Genomic DNA, 18,067 nt, shown 5'->3' with positions numbered 1-18,067 from the left:
AGCTCCTACAGGTGTACACATGCCTGTGTAGGAGCTGCCGAAGGCTGCGATCTTTTGATTTTCGGGCCTAGAAATCCCGCTTGTAGAAGATGTCCAGCGAACTGGCCACACCGCCGGCGGCTTCAAGGTAGACCCTTTTGCTCAGCTTGTAGCGCAAGGCAATGGTGTTGGCCGGTTCGAACACGCCGACGCCATAACGCAGGCTGAGCTTCTCGGAAATATTACCGCTGGCCACAACACTGGTGGCGTCGCCACTGCCCTGGGTGTCGAGCTGGAAGTCCTGGATGCCCAGGTTCTTGGCGATGCCGCTGGTCACACCGGAACTGCCCATCAAGCCCAACCCGAGGGCCGCCTGGGCGAGCATGTTGTTGTCTTCGCCATTGCTGCTCAGTGGACGCCCGAGCACCAGATAGGACAAGGCCTGCTCCTGGCTCATCGCCGGCTCTGAAAAGATTTGCGTGGTCGGTTGTTCGGCGCTGCCACTTAAACGAATGCCGGCGATGATGTCGTCGGTCTTGCGAATGGCTTCGATGTCCAGGTACGGCTGATCGATGGGCCCGGCAAACAGCAAGCGTGCCCGGCGCACTGAAAGCCGCTGGCCATAGGCGCGGTAACGCCCGTCGTTGAGCCACAGCTCGCCACGGGTGTCCATGTTGTCACCGATGTGCACATGCCCCTGCACATTCGCCGTCAGGCCAAACCCGGCAAAGCTCAGCTTGTCCTCGCCGACCAGCACTTCGATGTCCATCTTCATCGCCAGCGGTGGCTTGCCCTCCTCGGTCTGCTGACCGACGATCACCGTGTCATCGGAGACCTTGACCGTCGACGGCGGCAATTCACGAATGGTGATTTCGCCCCTGGGCACCAGCACCTTGCCGGCGATGGCCAGCTCATCGCCCTTCATTGAAATCTTCAGGTCCGGCGCGACTTCAAGCTTGGCGTAAGGCTCGACGGTGACCGGCAACTGCGAGCCCTTGAGTGCCAGATCCACCACCAGCGCCTGCCCCCAGGCGATGTTGCCGTTCAAGCTGCCCTGCCCGGCCTTGCCACTGTTCCAGCCACCGTTCAGTTGCACGCTTTCACCGGCGATGAGCGCCTGAACGTGCAGATTTTGCAGCTCCATCGGCAATTCAGGCCCGGCCACCACGCCGTCACTGAGTTGCAGACTGCCATTGACCTGCGGCGCCAAAAGACCGCCGGAAATCGTGCCGCTGCCATTCAGGCGCCCGGTCAGCTTCTCGACCATTGGCACGAATGGCCGAGCCACCGACAAGTCCAGCCCGCTCAAACGGAACGAGCCGCTCAACGGCTTGTTCTTCGGCAACGGATTGAGCTGCGCCTGCACCCTCAGTTCGCCGAGTTTGCCGCCAACGAAATTGAGTTCGGTGTCGATACGTTTGGGCGTGAGTTTGCTGGTGAGTTTCAGGGTCTGGTACGGGAAATCCAGCCACTGGTCCTTGTCCTTGATGCGCAACGTGCCGCCGCTGGCATCGACGCTGACCTGGCCGTTCGGGCCACTGGCCGGCAGATCCAGTTGCAGGTCGGCATTGAGCCGCCCCTGCCAGGCGAAATCCTTCGGCAACCACTGTGCGAGGCTGTCGATCGGGAACTGCCTGAGGTGATAACGCAGCTTCGGCTCGGGCATCAGGCGTGAGTCTTCACCGCACAGACTGGCCTGGCCGGATGCCCAGCAATGGGCACCGAAGTTGATTTTGCCGTCCGCCAGGCGTTCGAGCTTCGCCGGCCCTTGCAGCTTCCAGTCCTGGCCACCGGCCTGGATATCACCGCTGGCCAGGCGTCCACGCCAATTGCCTTTATCCAGCGCACCGTCCAGACCCAGCGCCAGTTTCAGCTTCGGCCCTTGCAGATCGAGGCTCAACTTCTGGTTCTTGATATCGCCCTGGCCGCTGGCGGTCAGGGTTCCCAGCGAGGTGTCACCGGCCTGGATGCCGCTGCCCTTGAGATCGATTTTCGCCCGTTGCGCACTGTCCAGCGTGGCGTCCAGGTTCAGGCTTTGCAGGCGATTGTCCTGGAAAACCAATTGCGAGCCTTGCAGGTCAAGCTTGCCTTGGGGCGCCTTGAGCGTGCCGGCGACATCCACGCGGCCATTGAGTTGGCCGCGCAGCTCTGGCCAGAGCTGGGCCAGGCGCGGCAGCTTGAGATCGATCTGCCCGGCGAGTTTCTGTTGCAGGCTGCCCTTGCCGCTGATGCTGTTCTCGCCCAGGCGAACCTGCAGGGCGTTGAGGTTCCATTGCTCACCACGGCCATCGGCCTTGGCCTGGATCACCGCTGGCTGGCCGCGCAGTTTGCCCTTGAGGTCCAGGTCGGCATTGAGGCTGAGCACTTCGTTTTTCAGCTCGCCCGTGCTGCGCAACGGCCCCGCCAGCGTGCCCGGCAGCTCCGCGACCCAGTACGCCGGGTTGATCGCCGACAGATCCAGCGCGGTGTCCCAGGCAATGCCGTCGGCGAACTGCAGGTTCAGGTGCCCTTCAGCCTTGCCCTGCCCGGCCTGGAGTTGAATCTGTTGCAGGTAGATTTTCGTCAGGTCGCCCGCGAACGGACTGGCCAGGGTGAAGGCACCGGCCGGACCATCCGCCGCGGCTTCAAAATGACCGAGGTACTTGCCGTCGGTGTAGGAGACCTCACCGGTGAAGCGGCGCAACGCCACCTCCGGCTCGTCGATCAATGGATAGAGACGGTGCCAGGGGAAGTCCAGCCAGTCGATTTTCGCTTCGGCGCTCAAGCCTTTGCTCCAGTCCACAAGCCCTGTGAGCTTGAGGCTTTGCTTGTCGTTGGCGGTCAGGTCGAGCGCGGCGATCTGCGCGCCGTTGGCGTCGACCTTGCCTTGCAGCGCCAGGGCGACCGGCCCTTGCTCGGCGGGCAGCGTGGCTTTGCCGAGCAGCGCGTAGCCGTTCTTCAGGTCGCCGGCACCGCTGAGTTCAAGCTGATTGAGTTGCAGGGTGTCCGGCAGATCGGCACCGGGTTTGAAGCCATCGGCGGTGATCCGCACCTTGGCCGGCAGGTTGTCCACCAGCGGTTGCAGTTCGCCGGTCAGTTGCCCGTTGAGGTAACCGCTGCTGTCGGCTCTGAGATTGAGGGTTTTCAGCAGGTCGCCATCAATCTTGAGCGCCAGCTCCCACGGCGCGGGGGTCGACAGGGTCAACTTGCCTTGCGCTTGAAGCGGCCAATTGCCGATCGGTTGCAGCGAGCCGGACAGGTTCAGGCTGAGGTCATCGCGCTGCAAATGCACGGAATCGATCTGCATGCCCTCAGGGGTCCAGTGTGCTGCCAGCTGCAAACCCTTGAGCTCTTCACTGCCGTTGAACAGCAGGCTGCCGACCTTGACGTCTCCCAACTCGATGGCCAGCGGCAACTTCAGTTCCGGCAGGGTAATCGGGCCGCTGTCCGGCTCTTCGCCACCCGGCGGGAACGTCAGGCTGACCTGGTCGGCCTGCAATTGCTCGATGCACAAGGTCATGCGGGTCAGGCACAACGGCGACCAGGCGAAAATCACCTGGTTCAGTTCAACCCGGCTGGTGTCCTGCTGCCACAGCACCCGGTCGGCACTCCACTGCCCGCCCAGCCGGCCCTGGAAGTTGTCCAGGGTCAACCCCGGTACGAAACCCAAGGCCCAGCGGCTGCCCGTCGCCGTGCCGAGCACAGTGGCCAGCGTCAGGACAACCAGCATCAACAGTGCGGCTATTGCCAGCAGCGTTACTTTCAAACCACGCTTCACAGCTCAGGCCCCATGGAAAAGTGCAGTCGAATGCCACCATCGTCGTCCAGCGCATGGGCCAGGTCGAGGCGGATCGGCCCCACCGGCGAGACCCAGCGCACGCCGATACCGACCCCGGTCTTGAGGCTCGGCAGTTCGAGGGTGTTGAAGGCGTTGCCCTGGTCGACAAAGGTCGCTATCCGCCATTTTTCGGCGACCGAATACTGATACTCCGCGCTGGCGGCCACCATGTAGCGGCCACCGATGCGATCGCCATCGGAGTTTTCCGGGGACAGGCTCTGATAGTCGTAGCCACGCACGCTCTGATCGCCACCGGCGAAGAAGCGCAGCGATGGCGGTACAGATTTGAAGCCGTTGGTGGCACTGCCGCCGACCTGCACCCGTCCGAGGAAGCGGTGTTTATCGAACACCGTGGTCAGGCCTTTGACCAATGCCGTGCCATAGAGCAGGTTGCTGTCGGAACCCAGCCCCTCCTTGGCCACCTTGGATTCGAATTGCAGGCGATAGCCGTTGTGCGGATCGATGCGGTTGTCGCTTTTGAGGTACGAATAGCTCACACCGGGCATCAGCAAGGTGCTGAGCCCCGAGTCGTCGCCCAGTTGATAATCCTCGTGCTGCCACTTCAGCGACACCACCCGTTGCCAGCCGCTGGGCAGTTTGCTGTGCCACTCGGGGCCGAGGGTCAACAGCTTGCTGTGGCTTTCCTTATCGGCGATTTCTTCATTCTGGTAACCACCGGCAAAACGCAGTTTGTCGGTCAATGGTGGGTCCAGCGGAATGTCGTAGAACAGCCCGACGTTTTGCCGGGGTGCCGAGACTTCGGTTTCCCAGCCATAACTGTGCCCTTGTGCATTGACCCAGTGCCGGGTCCAGTTGGCCTTGGCCCGCGGGCCGACGTCGGTGGAGAAACCCAGGCCCAGGCCCATGGTCCGTGGCTTGCGGGTTTCGAGCTTGACGTCTACCGGGATCGCATTCTCTTTTGACGCCGCGGGTGCTGCGTCCACGCGCACGCCTTCGAAGTAGCCACTCGATTGCAGGTTCTGATTGAGTTCGGCAATCAGCTCCGAGTCGTAAGGTGTACCGGCCTTGAAGGGCACCATGCGTTGCAGCAGTTCGTCATCGAACGGCGTATCGCCCTCGAAACTGACCTTGCCCAAGGAATAGCGCGGACCGCTTTCATAGATAAGGTCGATATCGGCAACGCCGGCCCGCGGGTCGACCGACAGTGTCGAACGGGTGAAACGGCCGCTGAAAAAGCCATAACGCGAAGCCTGGTTCTGGATCAGGCGCTTGGCGTCCTCGTAATGCCCATGGTTGAGCACGGCACCGGGCTTGAGCGCGTCGCTTTTGGGGACTCGAAAGGATTTGAGGGACGCTGCGGGTCCTTCGACTCGCACCGTGACATTGCGCAAGTGCACCGGCTCGCCGGGGTCGACCTTCAACACCAGGCGCGGCTTTTCGCCACCCTTCACTTCGCTGTCGATGTGCGGCTGGTAATAACCCAAGGCCTGGGCGGCCTTGCGCGCCTGCTCCTCGGCGCCACGACTGAAGCGCTGCAAGGCTTCTTCGTCACGATCGCCGAGGCTGCCGATATAGCCCTCTATATTGGCCTTCAGTTCATCGTTGGACGGTTTGATCCGCACATCCAATTCACTTTGCGCCAGCGCCGTGCAGCTGGATAACAGCATGAGCACGCCACTGGTAAATCTTCCTGGAAACTTCATAGGCGCGGATGCTATCACGAGCATGGTTCATGAACATGGAAGCGTGATAGAGCCTGACATGCCCGGAAAGTTCGTGGTCTAAGCCGTTGCTGTTTGTAACACCTGGGGATTGGGGTGAAAAAACACGTGTTCGCGAACCGGCCCAACCGCAACTTCACCGATTTCCTCATAGCCCTGACGTTTATAGAACTCCAGATAGCGAGGGTTCCCGGTGTCGAGGATCACGCCCTGTGAGTGTTCATCCACCGCGCACCAGTTGTGCACGGCTTGCAACAGCTGTTCGCCGAAATGCTGGCCCTGGAACTGCGGGTGAACCCCCAGCAACGGCAAGACGTGCACCGAGTCGTTCGGCACGCAGGCCTCCACGGCAGCGTGATACTCGAGGTAGCGACGGGTGCAGCGAAATCCCGTGCTGAGCACCATGCGCAGGCGCCACGCCCAACTTTCGGTGACCCCAAGGCGACGTTGCGGCGGCGCAATCAGGGCGATGCCGATCAGGCGGTCGTTGACCAGCAGACCGATGGCCGGCAGGTCCTGGAGAAAATGCTGGGTCACCAGTTCGCGCACCGTGGCGCGAACCCGCTGTTCGTAACCGGGGCGTTCAGCTTCGAACAGATAGCCGAAGGTCGGTTCGTGTCGATAAGCCTGGTACAGCAGCGAACGGGCTTCACGGGCGTAGCCGCTGTCGAGCATGTGAATATCGGCGATGGCGGACGAGGTTTCGGGCATGACGGTTGATCTCCCCGGCACAGCTCGGATGGCTGCGCTCTTGTTGTTACTGTTGTTACGAGCTGATCGGCGCTGACACAGTTCCTTACAGACCAGCAATCAGTGTAGGCAATGAAATCGCCTTCGCGAGCAGGCTCGCTCCCACAAAGGTACAGGCTCCATCCATTCCCTGTGGGAGCGAGCCTGCTCGCGATGAGGCCATCACTGCCCACACAAGGCTGACTGGAAAAACTCAATCCCCTCACCCCACACTGGCCCGATTCCCCCATGTCAGCTAGCATCGCCCTTTTGCCAGGACTGCCGACCATGAAGATCGTCTCCTTCAACATCAACGGGCTGCGCGCCCGTCCCCATCAGCTGGCGGCGCTGATCGAAAAGCACCAGCCCGATGTGATCGGCTTGCAGGAAACCAAAGTCCACGATGAGCAGTTCCCGCTGGCCGAGGTGCAGGCGCTGGGCTACCACGTGTATTTCCACGGGCAAAAAGGCCATTACGGCGTCGCCCTGCTCTCGCGCCAGGAACCGCTGGCCCTGCATAAAGGTTTCGCCACCGATGAAGAAGATGCCCAGCGGCGTTTCATCTGGGGCACCTTCGCCGACGCCAACGGTGTCCCGGTCACCATCATGAACGGTTATTTCCCACAGGGCGAAAGCCGCGACCACCCGACCAAATTCCCGGCCAAGGAGCGTTTCTACGGCGACTTGCAGCAATTGCTGGAAAGCCAGTTCAAGAACGACCAGCCGCTGGTGGTGATGGGCGATGTGAACATTTCCCCGGAAGACTGCGACATCGGCATCGGCCCGGACAACATGAAGCGCTGGCTGAAGACCGGCAAATGCAGCTTTCTGCCGGAAGAGCGCGAGTGGATGGCCCGCCTGAAGAACTGGGGCCTGGTCGACAGTTTCCGTCACCTGAACCCGGACGTGACCGACACCTTCAGCTGGTTCGACTACCGTAGCCGTGGCTTCGAAGACGAACCCAAGCGCGGCCTGCGCATCGACCTGATCCTCGCCTCCCACGGCTTGCTGCCGCGGGTGAAGGCCGCCGGTGTGGACTACGAACTGCGCGGCATGGAAAAACCTTCGGACCATGCGCCGATCTGGCTTGAGTTGAGCTGATCCCTCACGGCTGCATCAATTCCCTGTGGGAGCGAGCCTGAACTGGCCTAATGATTTTGGACACTTCAATCGGGCGCTATGATGGCGCCCAAATCTGAGGTGTTTGGATATGCGTAAATCTTATTCCAGTGAGTTCAAACTCAAGGCCGCAGCATGGTGCTGGACGAGGGCCAGTCAGTTCCCGATGTTTGTGCCAGTTTGGATATTGGCCTACGGCCTTGCGCCGTTGGGTCGACCAGGTTCGCAAAGAACGCTTGGGTTCGACCCCGGTGGGGGCCAAGGCAATCACCGCCGATCAGCGGGAGATTCAGCAGCTCAAAGCGTTGCTCAGGCAAAAAGACCTGGACATTGAAATCCTAAAAAAAGGCCAGTGCTCTCCTGCTTTTGGACTCCAAAGATCATTCTCGCTGATCAATGAGCTGGACGAGCAGTACGGCGTTAACAATTGCTGTCGGGCGTTTGGAGTCACCCGCAGCAGCTTTTACGCCTGGCGTCAGCGTCAGGGCAAGGTGAATCCTGAGCGGGAGAAACTTAAGGCCGTGCTGGTCAAGCATCACAAGGAATCCAGAGCGTCCGCAGGGTCTCGCACCCTGTCCAAGGAACTGCAAGCCAAGGGGCATCGTGTCGGGCGACATATGGCTCGCAGCTTGATGCGCGAAGCCGGTGTTGCCAGCCATCAACGGCGGCGGCACAAGTACAAATCTTCCGGCGTTGAGGCGCTGGTGGCGCCGCATGTGCTCAAGCGCAAGTTTGATGTCACTGCGGTTAACCAAGTGTGGTGCGGCGATGTGACCTACATCAAAGTCGGCACGCGCTGGATGTATTTCGCGGCGGTGCTGGATCTGTTTGCCCGCAGGATCGTGGGCTGGTCGTTTTCGATGATTTCCGATGCCACGCTGACCTGCGAAGCGTTGCGGATGGCGGTCGACCTGCGAGGCCGGCCAAAAGAGGTGCTGTTTCACTCTGACCAGGGCTGCCAATACACCAGTCATAAATTCAGGAAAGAAATGCGCAAACATGGCCTCCTGCAAAGCATGAGTCGCAAAGGTGAGTGCTGGGACAACGCTCCGATGGAGCGTTTCTTTGGAAGCCTCAAGTCAGAGTGGGTACCAGAAGATGGCTACCGCTCGGAACATGAGGCGCGGGTGGATGTGCAGCGTTATGTGATGCGTTACAACAACGTCAGGCTCCATAGCTACAACGGCTACCGGTCGCCGGTAGCTATGGAGAAACTGGCGGCATGAAACCGTAACTGGTGTCCAAAATTAGTTGACCAGTTCAGCCTGCTCGCGAAAGCGGTGTGTCATTCAACAATGATGTCGACTGATACGCCCTCTTCGCGAGCAGGCTCGCTCCCACATTGGAAAAGTGTCATTTTTCGGAAACCTTACTGACTTAATCTCCCGACACCTCCTTTGGCTATATAAGGTGCCGGCATGATGCTGCGCGTGTTGTTCCTGTTGATGCTGTGCCTCGGCTTGCCACAGCTGGCGGCTGCCGGCAATTTGCCGACATCCGGACAAGGCCCGGTGCTGCGCATTCAGGGCTCCAACACCATCGGCGCGGCCCTGGGGCCGGCGCTGGTCGAAGGCCTGCTGGGCGAACAGGGCCTGCGCAGGATTCACCGCGAAACCCTGGCTACCGCCAACGAACTGCGCATCGTGGGTGAAACCGATCAGGGCAGCCAGGTTGTCGTTGAAGTCGCAGCCCACGGTTCGAGCACCGGTTTTGCCGCCCTGAAAGCCGCCAATGCCGACCTCGCCGCCTCATCACGTCCGATCAAGGACAGCGAACGGGTGAGCCTTGCATCCCTGGGCGATCTGAAAAGCCCGGGTGCCGAACAAGTCATCGCCATCGACGGCCTGGCGATCATCCTTCACCCGGACAATCCGCTGACTCAACTCGGCACCGAGCAACTGGCGCGCATTTTCAGTGGCGAAGTCAAAACCTGGGAAGAAATCGGCGGCCGCGTCGGGCCGATTCATCTGTATGCGCGGGATGATCAGTCCGGTACCTACGACACCTTCAAGGAACTGGTCCTGAGTGATCGCGGTAAAAGTCTCAGCAGCACGGCGAAACGCTTCGAATCCAGTGAACAACTGTCCGACGCCGTGAGTGCAGACCCACAAGGCATTGGTTTTATCGGCCTGCCCTACGTCCGCCGGGCCAAAACCGTGGCGATTGTCGATGGGCAATCACAAGCCATGCCGCCACTGAACAACCTGATTGCCACGGAAGACTATCCGCTGTCCCGCCGACTGTTTTTTTATCTGCCACCGAGCGGGGAAAACCCTTGGGCCGATGCACTGGTGGCGTTTGCCCAAAGCAGTAAAGGACAAGCGATTGTCGCCGCCAACGGTTTCATCGCCCAGACCGTCCAGGCCATGACCGTGACACCCAATGCGTTGATGCCCGAGGGTTATCAGGCGCTGAGCCGTCACGCACAGCGTTTGTCGGTCAACTTTCGTTTCGAAGAAGGCAGCGCAACGCTGGACAACAAGGCGCAACAAGACTTGTCCCGGGTTCTCGACTATATAAAGCAGCACGACAAAACCAATGGCCGGGTAACACTGGTGGGCTTTGGCGATGCCAAGAGCGACCCGGCGCGCGCCGACTTATTGTCGAAACTGCGAGCCATGGCAGTGCGGCGGGAGTTGGTGAAAAGCGGTGTGGTGTTTCGCGAGATTCGCGGGTTTGGAGCGCAGATGCCGGTGGCGGCCAATAGCGCCGATGAGGGAAGGATCAAGAATCGGCGGGTTGAGGTTTGGGTGCATTGAATCTGATGTTGCTGCATTGAATGGAATGACGCCTTCGCGAGCAAGCCCGCTCCCACAGTGGATCTTCAGTGAACACACTATCTGTGACCACAGAATTCCCTTGTGGGAGCGAGCCTGCTCGCGAAGAACGATGACGCGGTCTTAGTGCCCGCTACGCATCATCTCTTTCGGCACATACTTGCCGATTTCGAACTTGCCGATCGCCGCTCGGTGCACTTCGTCCGGGCCGTCGGCCAGGCGCAGGGTGCGCTGCATCGCATACATGTAGGCCAGCGGGAAATCGTTGGAAACCCCTGCCCCGCCATGGATCTGGATCGCCCGGTCGATCACCCGCAACGCAACGTTTGGCGCGACGACCTTGATCTGCGCGATCTCGCTGCGGGCCACTTTGTTGCCAACGGTGTCCATCATGTACGCCGCCTTCAGTGTCAGCAGACGTGCCATGTCGATCTCCATCCGCGAGTCGGCGATCTTGTCGACGTTACCGCCCAGCCGCGCGAGGGGCTTGCCGAATGCCGTACGGCTCACCGAGCGCTTGCACATCAGTTCCAGTGCACGCTCGGCCATGCCGATCGAACGCATGCAGTGGTGAATCCGGCCCGGGCCAAGGCGACCTTGAGCGATTTCGAAGCCGCGTCCTTCGCCCAACAGGACGTTTTCGTACGGCACCCGGACGTTTTCAAACAGCACTTCGGCGTGACCATGGGGCGCATCGTCGTAACCGAACACCGGCAGCGGACGCACAATCTTCACGCCGGGGGTATCGACCGGCACCAGAATCATCGAGTGCTGGGCGTGGCGTGGCGCGTCCGGATTGCTCAGCCCCATGAAAATCAGGATTTTGCAGCGTGGGTCGCAAGCACCCGAGGTCCACCACTTCTTGCCGTTGATCACCCACTCGTCGCCATCGCGCACCGCACGGGCGGCCATGTTGGTGGCGTCGGAGGAGGCAACGTCCGGTTCGGTCATGGCGAATGCCGAGCGAATCTCGCCGCGCAGCAAGGGTTCGAGCCAGCGTTGCTTCTGTTCTTCGTTGGCATAACGCACCAGCACTTCCATGTTGCCGGTGTCCGGTGCCGAACAGTTGAACGGCTCAGGTCCCAGCAGCGAGCGGCCCATGATTTCCGCCAGCGGCGCGTATTCGAGGTTGGTCAGACCGGCACCGAGCTCAGACTCAGGCAGAAACAAATTCCACAGCCCTTCAGCCTTGGCCTTGAGTTTGAGTTCTTCCATGATCGCGGTCGGCTGCCAGCGGTCGCCCTCGGCGACCTGGCGCTCGAACACGGCTTCGGCGGGATAAACGTAGGTGTCCATGAACGCTGTTACGCGCTCACGCAGTTCCTGAACCTTGGGCGAATAAGCGAAATCCATGAGCGAGATACCTTCTTGGGGGAGGTTGTTTAGATCATGCAATCGATGCTAGAACAGCCATGAAAATTTACCTAGCCTATTCTCGGCGTGTATAAACATTCATCACCGATATATGATCGGCTGATCGTCAAGGTCAGCCCGCCCACACAATAAGAGAGCCGCGTAATGAATCTGAGCAAGGTCGATCTCAACCTTTTCATCGTCTTCGACGCGATCTACACCGAAGCCAACCTGACCCGTGCCGGGCAGATTGTCGGCATCACTCAACCGGCGGTGTCGAACGCTCTGGCCCGCCTGCGCGAGACCTTCAACGACCCGCTGTTCGTACGCACGGCCCAGGGCATGGTGCCGACGCCCATGGCGCAGAACATCATCGGCCCGGTGCGCAATGCGCTCTCACTGCTGCGCGTGTCGGTGCAGGAAAGCCGCATTTTCAACCCGCAGCAAGCGGTCAAGACCTATCGCATCAGCATGACCGACCTCACCGAAGCGGTGATCCTGCCGCCGCTGTTCCAGCGCCTGCGCCGCCTGGCGCCGACGGTGATCATCGAGAGTTTTCTGTCCAAACGCCGCGAGACCACCAAGGAACTGGCGGCCGGCCGCCTGGACTTTGCGGTCGATGCGCCGCTCAACACCGACCCGCAGGTACGTCACGTCAAGTTGATGGAGGACCGCTACGTGTGCGCCATGCGCAAGGGGCATCCGCTGGCGGGCAAGGAAAAACTCACGCTGGATGATTACCTGGGCCTGACCCACATCCATATTTCCAGCCGCCGCAGCGGCCTCGGTTATGTCGACCTGGCGCTGGGCAAGATGGGCATCCAGCGCAAGATCGCCCTGCGTTCCCAGCATTACCTGATGGCCTCGCAGGTGTTGCAGCAGACGGACATGGTCATGACCGTGCCGGAACGCTTCGCCCGCCGCAACGACCTGCACGCCTTTTATCTGCCGGTCAACGATGTGCCACCGGTGGAAACCCACCTTTACTGGCACGAAAGCACAGACCAGGACCCGGCGAACCGCTGGATGCGCGAGCAGATGATCGAGTTGTGCCAGCAGGTGACGGCGCAGGAGAAGAAGCTCGAGAAGGTGTAAAGGAGTCACACCGCGTTATCGTTCTTCGCGAGCAAGCCCGCTCCCACATTGGATCTTCAGTGGACACAATACTGGTGCCCTGCACAAATCCCTGTGGGAGCGGGCTTGCTCGCGAAGGGGCCAGCAAGAACGCTGAAAATTCACGCCCCTTGACGTAAACGTCAACCTGCCATTAGCTTAGCGCCATGACCTTTTGCGAGCGCTTCCATGAGCAGCCAGACCTACAGCATTTCCGACCTCGCCCGCGAGCTCGACATCACCACCCGCGCCATTCGCTTTTATGAGGAGCAAGGCCTGCTCAGCCCCGAGCGCCGTGGTCAGGAACGCATTTACTCGCCCCGGGACAAAGTCAGCCTGAAGCTGATCCTGCGGGGCAAACGCATCGGTTTCTCGCTGGCTGAATGCCGCGAGCTGATCGAGCTTTACGATCCGTCCAGCGGTAACACCAAACAGTTGCACAGCATGCTGGCGAAAATCAGCGAGCGCCGTGAGCAGCTCGAACAACAGTTGCTGGACATCGAACAGATGAAACTGGAGCTCGATACTGCCGAAGAGCGCTGCGTACAGGCGCTGGAGCAGACCCTCAAAAGCCAGGAATCAATTCAGTAAATCCACACCGCCCCCTGTAGGAGCGAGCCTGCTCGCGATGGTCGTTAACGATAACGCGTGTTTGCTGGATAAACGCGGTGCCTGAGAACCCATCGCGAGCAGGCTCGCTCCTACAGGGTTCTGCGAACAATCAGCACAGGTCAAAGCCCATGTCCCTCCCCTCCCACGTACGCATTGTCGAAGTCGGCCCGCGCGATGGCCTGCAAAACGAAGCCCAACCCATCAGCGTTGCCGACAAGGTGCAACTGGTCGATGCACTGACCGCAGCCGGGCTCGGCTACATAGAAGTCGGCAGTTTCGTGTCGCCCAAGTGGGTGCCGCAGATGGCCGGCTCCGCCGAGGTTTTCGCGCAGATCCAGCGCAAACCGGGTGTGGTCTATGGCGCACTCGCTCCCAACCTGCGCGGCTTCGAAGATGCCCTCGCCGCCGGGGTCAAGGAAGTGGCCGTGTTCGCCGCAGCGTCCGAGGCGTTTTCCCGGCGCAACATCAATTGCTCGATCAGCGAAAGCCTGGAGCGTTTCGCGCCAATCATGGAGGCCGCCAGACAACAGGGGGTGACCGTGCGCGGGTATGTGTCCTGCGTGCTGGGGTGCCCCTATGAAGGTCACGTCACCCCGGAGCAAGTCGCTTTGGTCGCTCGCGAGCTCTATGCCATGGGCTGCTACGAGGTCTCGCTGGGGGACACCATCGGCACCGGCACCGCTGGCGCGACCCGGAAAATGTTCGAAGTGGTATCAAAGGATGTACCCCGTGAAAAGCTCGCCGGGCACTTCCACGACACCTATGGCCAGGCCGTGGCCAACATCTACGCCAGCCTGCTGGAAGGTATCTCGGTGTTCGACAGCTCCATCGCCGGTCTCGGCGGCTGTCCCTATGCCAAGGGCGCCAGCGGTAACGTCGCGACCGAAGACGTGGTTTACCTGCTGAACGGCCTGGGTATCGACACCGGAATCGACCTCGACGCCCTGATGCTCGCCGGTCAACAGATTTGCAGCGTATTGGGTCGCCCTACCGGTTCCCGCGTGGCCAGGGCCCGCAGCGCACAGTGAGTGCGTTGAGTGTGTCCGGGTGTTACCGCGCAGACTCAAACGTGGGCGCAAGCGAGTAACACGGAAACAAAATGTAGGGTTTTGCCTGAGGCAAAAAAACCTGTAAAACCGCAAAGCATTGATTTTAAAGGCTTTTAAAAAGTTGGCACGGCTTCTGCTATATCTATCGCATAACAAGAATAAAAAAATTGCGGCAACCCTAATAAAAACAAGACGTAACGACTCTGACATAACAAAAACAACACGGCAGAGACGCAGCTAACAGATTTTTTTGGAGAAGATGTGCTTTTCAGGGTGCTTTTCGAAGTGACCCGCAATCAGACAGAGAATAATAAAACTACCTTCAGGTAGCTCCCGTACTGGTTGGATCGCTCAGCGAAAAAGCAGATCAGCGCTCAAAAAAATACGTTTGCTCTTGATCCCGGATGGGGATCGCCAAAAACAGCGGTAAAGGGCAACGGTTGCCAAAAACAAAAACAGACCGACCCTCAATAATAAAAAAAGAGCACGCGCAACGACAAATTAAAGGGGAGCTTCGGCTCCCCTTTGTGCTGTCTGGCATTCAGGTTTTCCTCGATCAAAACTGTGGGAGCGGGCTTGCTCGCGAAGACGGTGCTTCAGTCAATACATGTATCGACTGATCCGACGCCTTCGCGAGCAAGCCCGCTCCCACATTAGGTTGTGTTCAGCCTTTGTTGATGCGCAACTCCTCGATACTTATCTCGCGCATCCGGAATTTCTGGATCTTGCCGGTCACGGTCATTGGAAACTCTTCCACGAACTTGAAGTAACGCGGTGTCTTGAAGTGCGCGATGCGCTCCTTGCACCAGGCTTGCAGCTCTTGTTCGGTAGCGCTGTGGCCGGGGTGGAACTTGATCCAGGCGACGATCTCTTCGCCGTAGCGCGAGCATGGAATGCCGATTACCTGAACATCCGCAACGGCCGGATGCGTGAAGAAAAACTCTTCCAGCTCCCGGGGGTAAATATTCTCGCCGCCACGGATGATCATGTCCTTGTTGCGCCCGGCAATACACACGTACCCCTCATCGTTCATGCTCGCCAGGTCACCGGTGTGCATCCAGCCTGCCTGATCGATGGCTTCTGCGGTGCCTTCGGGATTGTTCCAGTAACCCAGCATCACACTGTAACCGCGAGTGCACAGCTCACCGATGGTGCCCCGCGGTACCAGGTTGCCGGCTTCGTCGATGATCTTGCTTTCAAGTTGCGGCTGGGTGCGGCCGACGGTGGTCACGCGCAGTTCCAGGTCGTCTGAAGGACCGGTCTGCAATGACACCGGACTGGTTTCCGTCATGCCGTAGGCAATCTGTACTTCGCTCATGTGCATTTCGCTGATGACCCGACGCATCACTTCAATAGGACAGGTTGCGCCTGCCATGATCCCGGTGCGCAGGCTCGACAGATCGAATTCGGCACGTTGAGGTTGATCGAGCATGGCGATGAACATGGTCGGCACGCCGTACAGCGCCGTGGCTTTTTCGTCAGCCACAGTGCCGAGGGTCAGCAACGGATCGAACGCGTCGTTCGGATAAATCATCGTGCTGCCATGGGTGATGCAGCCGAGATTGCCCATGACCATGCCGAAGCAGTGATACAAGGGCACCGGAATCACCAGGCGATCGGCCGCCGTCAGGCCCAGGCTTTCACCGACCATGTAACCGTTGTTGAGAATGTTGTAGTGACTGAGGGTCGCGCCCTTGGGGAAACCGGTAGTGCCAGAGGTGTACTGGATATTCACCGGCTGATCGAAATGCAGGCTGTTCTGGCGCTCATGCAGTTGCTCGACCGTCACGCTGTCCGCCAGACCGGCCAGTTGCGACCAGGGCAGGAACCCCGACGGCGGCTGGGCATCCAGGCTGATAACGCCACGCAACTGCGGCAACCGCTCGCTCTGCAGTTTGCCGATGGATTGCTCGGCCAGCTCGGGCACCAGGCCTTGCAGCATCGCGTGATAGTTCGACGTTTTGAAGGCGCCGGCGCAAACCAGCCATTGGCAGCCGGATTGCTTGAGTACGTATTCGAGTTCGGAACTGCGATATGCCGGATTGATATTGACCAGGATCACGCCGATTTTCGCGGTGGCAACCTGGCTGATGCACCACTGCGCGCAGTTCGGCGCCCAGATACCAAGGCGGTCCCCGGCTTGCAGCCCCAGCGCCAGCAGTGCCCTGGCGTGCAGGTCCGCGGCCTCGGCCAACTGCCGCCAGGTGTAACGCAGCTGTTGATGGCGCACCACCAGCGCCTCCCCGTCCGGGAACTGCGCGACCGTGTTGTCGAACGCCTGGCCGATGGTCATCGCCAGCAAGGCTTTGTCCTGGGAACCACGGGTGTAACTGCGTTGCGGGCTTGCACTGGGTTGATCCATGACGACCCCTATTGTCTTTATTTATGGGCTACCGGCGGCCTCTTGTAGGAGCGAGCTTGCTCGCGATGGAGGTCAACGATGACGCGTACCACCTGAAAAATGCGTCGCCTTCAAGTTCATCGCGAGCAAGCTCGCTCCTACAGGAACTGATCCGCGTTCTATCTTGAACTGGCTCTACTCTCGCTCAAGTTGACGTTAACGTAAAGGGTGATTGACAGCCATTCGCCACAGGCTTACGTTAACGTAAAGGTGAGAACCCGATCACGGCCCTCTCCCGCCCTACAAAAAAGCCAAAAGGTGACCCATGAGCTATCCATCCCTGAACTTTGCCCTCGGTGAAACCATCGACATGCTGCGCGATCAGGTCCAGTCCTTCGTCGCCAAGGAGATCGCCCCGCGCGCCGCTCAGATCGACATCGACAACCTGTTCCCCGCCGACCTGTGGCGCAAATTCGGCGACATGGGTCTGCTGGGCATCACCGTGCCGGAAGAGTACAGCGGCGCTGGCCTGGGTTACCTGGCTCACGTGGTCGCAATGGAAGAAATCAGCCGCGGTTCGGCCTCGGTGGCCCTGTCCTATGGCGCCCACTCCAACCTCTGCGTCAACCAGATCAACCGCAACGGCAACCACGAACAGAAATCCAAATACCTGCCGAAGCTGATCAGCGGCGAGCACATCGGCGCGCTGGCCATGAGTGAGCCGAATGCCGGTTCCGACGTGGTCTCGATGAAACTGCGCGCCGACAAGCGTGGCGACCACTACGTGCTCAACGGCAGCAAGACCTGGATCACCAACGGTCCGGACGCCAACACCTACGTGATCTACGCCAAGACCGACCTGGAAAAGGGCCCCCACGGCATCACCGCGTTCATCGTCGAGCGCGACTGGAAAGGTTTCAGCCGCAGCAACAAGTTCGACAAGCTCGGCATGCGCGGTTCGAACACCTGCGAGCTGTTTTTCGATGACGTCGAAGTGCCGGAAGAAAACATCCTCGGCGTACTCAACGGCGGCGTGAAAGTGCTGATGAGTGGCCTCGACTACGAGCGCGTCGTCCTTTCAGGTGGCCCGACCGGGATCATGCAGGCGTGCATGGACCTGATCGTGCCGTACATCCACGACCGCAAGCAGTTCGGCCAAAGCATCGGCGAATTCCAGCTGATCCAGGGCAAGGTCGCCGACATGTACACCCAGCTCAACGCTAGCCGCGCCTACCTGTACGCCGTGGCCCAGGCTTGCGAGCGCGGCGAAACCACGCGCAAGGACGCCGCCGGCGTGATCCTCTACAGCGCCGAACGCGCCACGCAAATGGCCCTCGACGCGATCCAGATTCTCGGTGGCAACGGCTATATCAATGAATTCCCGGCCGGTCGTCTGTTGCGTGACGCCAAGCTGTACGAAATCGGCGCGGGCACCAGTGAGATCCGTCGCATGCTGATCGGTCGCGAACTGTTCAACGAAACCCGCTAAACGGAGC

The 18,067-nt window shown here is 59.9% G+C and carries 12 protein-coding genes; 7 read left to right on the top strand and 5 right to left on the bottom strand.

Going from position 1 to position 18,067, the window contains the following annotated elements; translation table 11 throughout:
• Nucleotides 1-67: 67 nt before the first annotated feature.
• The 3 genes from PPUTUW4_RS09080 to PPUTUW4_RS09070 form a co-directional block, all read right to left on the bottom strand.
• Nucleotides 68-3,736: a translocation/assembly module TamB domain-containing protein gene (locus tag PPUTUW4_RS09080; RefSeq protein WP_015094360.1), complete on the bottom strand. Its 3,669-nt coding sequence runs from the start codon at nucleotides 3,734-3,736 to the stop codon at nucleotides 68-70.
• On the bottom strand, nucleotides 3,733-5,460 hold the full coding sequence (locus PPUTUW4_RS09075; protein WP_041474817.1) for an autotransporter assembly complex family protein: 1,728 nt from the start codon (nucleotides 5,458-5,460) through the stop codon (nucleotides 3,733-3,735). Before PPUTUW4_RS09075 ends, PPUTUW4_RS09080 begins: the two co-directional genes overlap by 4 nt.
• A gap of 78 nt (nucleotides 5,461-5,538) precedes the next feature.
• Complete coding sequence (locus tag PPUTUW4_RS09070) at nucleotides 5,539-6,189, bottom strand: GNAT family N-acetyltransferase (RefSeq protein WP_015094358.1); 651 nt, start codon at nucleotides 6,187-6,189, stop codon at nucleotides 5,539-5,541.
• 306 nt (nucleotides 6,190-6,495) lie between these two features.
• Here PPUTUW4_RS09070 and xthA point away from each other — a divergent pair, with 306 nt between their 5' ends.
• From xthA to PPUTUW4_RS09055, 3 genes are all read left to right on the top strand, one after another.
• Nucleotides 6,496-7,308 (top strand): exodeoxyribonuclease III, encoded by an 813-nt coding sequence (xthA, locus tag PPUTUW4_RS09065; protein WP_007970500.1) that lies wholly within the window; start codon nucleotides 6,496-6,498, stop codon nucleotides 7,306-7,308.
• Nucleotides 7,309-7,526: 218 nt separating this feature from the next.
• Nucleotides 7,527-8,552 carry an IS3 family transposase gene (locus PPUTUW4_RS09060; RefSeq protein ID WP_265102320.1) on the top strand — a complete coding sequence of 342 codons (1,026 nt, stop codon included), beginning with the start codon at nucleotides 7,527-7,529 and terminating at the stop codon, nucleotides 8,550-8,552.
• 192 nt (nucleotides 8,553-8,744) lie between these two features.
• Nucleotides 8,745-10,085, top strand: a complete 1,341-nt coding sequence (locus PPUTUW4_RS09055; RefSeq protein ID WP_015094356.1) for a phosphate ABC transporter substrate-binding/OmpA family protein — start codon at nucleotides 8,745-8,747, stop codon at nucleotides 10,083-10,085.
• Between the two features lie 141 nt (nucleotides 10,086-10,226).
• Here PPUTUW4_RS09055 and PPUTUW4_RS09050 read toward each other — a convergent pair whose 3' ends face one another.
• Nucleotides 10,227-11,456, bottom strand: coding sequence for an acyl-CoA dehydrogenase (locus PPUTUW4_RS09050; RefSeq protein ID WP_015094355.1), 1,230 nt, complete (start codon nucleotides 11,454-11,456; stop codon nucleotides 10,227-10,229).
• 165 nt (nucleotides 11,457-11,621) lie between these two features.
• Here PPUTUW4_RS09050 and PPUTUW4_RS09045 point away from each other — a divergent pair, with 165 nt between their 5' ends.
• From PPUTUW4_RS09045 to PPUTUW4_RS09035, 3 genes are all read left to right on the top strand, one after another.
• The gene (locus PPUTUW4_RS09045) at nucleotides 11,622-12,551 is read left to right on the top strand and encodes a LysR family transcriptional regulator (protein WP_008053617.1); all 930 of its coding nucleotides are present in this window, start codon (nucleotides 11,622-11,624) and stop codon (nucleotides 12,549-12,551) included.
• Nucleotides 12,552-12,758: 207 nt separating this feature from the next.
• Complete coding sequence (locus PPUTUW4_RS09040) at nucleotides 12,759-13,160, top strand: MerR family DNA-binding transcriptional regulator (protein WP_007980992.1); 402 nt, start codon at nucleotides 12,759-12,761, stop codon at nucleotides 13,158-13,160.
• A gap of 149 nt (nucleotides 13,161-13,309) precedes the next feature.
• Nucleotides 13,310-14,209: a hydroxymethylglutaryl-CoA lyase gene (locus PPUTUW4_RS09035; RefSeq protein WP_015094354.1), complete on the top strand. Its 900-nt coding sequence runs from the start codon at nucleotides 13,310-13,312 to the stop codon at nucleotides 14,207-14,209.
• 685 nt (nucleotides 14,210-14,894) lie between these two features.
• On the opposite strand, the gene PPUTUW4_RS09030 is transcribed toward PPUTUW4_RS09035, so the two are convergent.
• Complete coding sequence (locus tag PPUTUW4_RS09030) at nucleotides 14,895-16,592, bottom strand: AMP-binding protein (RefSeq protein ID WP_015094353.1); 1,698 nt, start codon at nucleotides 16,590-16,592, stop codon at nucleotides 14,895-14,897.
• Between the two features lie 304 nt (nucleotides 16,593-16,896).
• On the opposite strand from PPUTUW4_RS09030, the gene PPUTUW4_RS09025 reads away from it, so the two are divergent.
• Nucleotides 16,897-18,060, top strand: coding sequence for an isovaleryl-CoA dehydrogenase (locus PPUTUW4_RS09025; protein WP_015094352.1), 1,164 nt, complete (start codon nucleotides 16,897-16,899; stop codon nucleotides 18,058-18,060).
• Nucleotides 18,061-18,067 lie beyond the last annotated feature (7 nt).

Source organism: Pseudomonas sp. UW4 (assembly GCF_000316175.1).
GTDB classification, from domain to species: Bacteria; Pseudomonadota; Gammaproteobacteria; order Pseudomonadales; family Pseudomonadaceae; genus Aquipseudomonas; species Aquipseudomonas laurylsulfatiphila.
This window is presented reverse-complemented; position numbering and strand designations above follow the sequence as displayed.

Excerpts from the sequence above, each read along its gene's own strand:
- xthA (WP_007970500.1), top strand. The coding sequence starts at position 6,496 with ATGAAGATCGTCTCCTTCAACATCAACGGGCTGCGCGCCCGTCCCCAT.
- PPUTUW4_RS09075 (WP_041474817.1), bottom strand. The coding sequence starts at position 5,460 with ATGAAGTTTCCAGGAAGATTTACCAGTGGCGTGCTCATGCTGTTATCC.
- PPUTUW4_RS09025 (WP_015094352.1), top strand. The coding sequence starts at position 16,897 with ATGAGCTATCCATCCCTGAACTTTGCCCTCGGTGAAACCATCGACATG.
- PPUTUW4_RS09040 (WP_007980992.1), top strand. The coding sequence starts at position 12,759 with ATGAGCAGCCAGACCTACAGCATTTCCGACCTCGCCCGCGAGCTCGAC.
- PPUTUW4_RS09070 (WP_015094358.1), bottom strand. The coding sequence starts at position 6,189 with ATGCCCGAAACCTCGTCCGCCATCGCCGATATTCACATGCTCGACAGC.
- PPUTUW4_RS09030 (WP_015094353.1), bottom strand. The coding sequence starts at position 16,592 with ATGGATCAACCCAGTGCAAGCCCGCAACGCAGTTACACCCGTGGTTCC.
- PPUTUW4_RS09050 (WP_015094355.1), bottom strand. The coding sequence starts at position 11,456 with ATGGATTTCGCTTATTCGCCCAAGGTTCAGGAACTGCGTGAGCGCGTA.
- PPUTUW4_RS09055 (WP_015094356.1), top strand. The coding sequence starts at position 8,745 with ATGATGCTGCGCGTGTTGTTCCTGTTGATGCTGTGCCTCGGCTTGCCA.
- PPUTUW4_RS09035 (WP_015094354.1), top strand. The coding sequence starts at position 13,310 with ATGTCCCTCCCCTCCCACGTACGCATTGTCGAAGTCGGCCCGCGCGAT.
- PPUTUW4_RS09045 (WP_008053617.1), top strand. The coding sequence starts at position 11,622 with ATGAATCTGAGCAAGGTCGATCTCAACCTTTTCATCGTCTTCGACGCG.